Annotated in this window: 1 protein-coding gene; it reads left to right on the top strand. The window is 31.0% G+C overall.

Going from position 1 to position 736, the window contains the following annotated elements; all coding sequences use genetic code 11:
* Positions 1–241, top strand: a 241-nt coding sequence (locus J5224_RS32545) for a hypothetical protein (RefSeq protein ID WP_264629064.1), incomplete at its 5' end; no start/stop codon positions are given.
* Positions 242–736: the final 495 nt, after the last annotated feature.

The following is a 736-nucleotide window of genomic DNA, read 5'->3' as shown; positions in this document are numbered from 1 at the left end:
AGATATATCTAACAATAAAGTAAATGCAATTTATAAAAAGAATGTACTTACCGAACATATTTTTGATAGGTTATTAGAAGAAGTTAAGAGGAATCATAGCGATGATGAAGTTATTAGAAATGGTACACTTGAAGAATTTAAGCAAATTCTTATCGCCAATAAAATAATTTCCCCTTACATGGTTGGTAGTAAAACAAGATATGGTTTTGCATATTTATATACCAACTACCTTGACATGTGATTAGCATCTAATGCTTGGTGTTATATTTTACATATAGCACCAAGAAGATTCAAAAAATGCATACCAGATGCTTATTCAAGTATTAAATGTTTATGACAATATAACCCATGAATTATTTTAATTAATCGCCCCGTTTTTAATTATTTTTTATAATGAGCCTAAGAAAAATCATAAAAATATCATTTAAAAAATTTCAACTTAGGCTATGCATTTTTGATCTCATGCAATTGAATCTTTCAATGAAATTAATTAACACAAATCCATGATATATATCATAAGTTCTAATTTTTTGGGGGGGTATTGATACATAAATAGGATATAGAAATATTTATACTAAATGAATAAGAAGAAATTAACAGCCCGCATAAAAAAGGGCCGTCACGCCCTTTTCCCCATTCAATTGAAGAACAACCCGCTTATGAAAGTCCTGGCTGTCTGATTAACGCGCGAGGGTCAATGATAGTTGCCCTCTTCTGGCGTCAGGTGAAAGGCGCG

The sequence above is a fragment of the Candidatus Symbiopectobacterium sp. NZEC135 genome (assembly GCF_025962695.1).
Note: the sequence above shows the minus strand (reverse complement) of the source record. Positions and strands in the feature narration are given on the sequence as shown.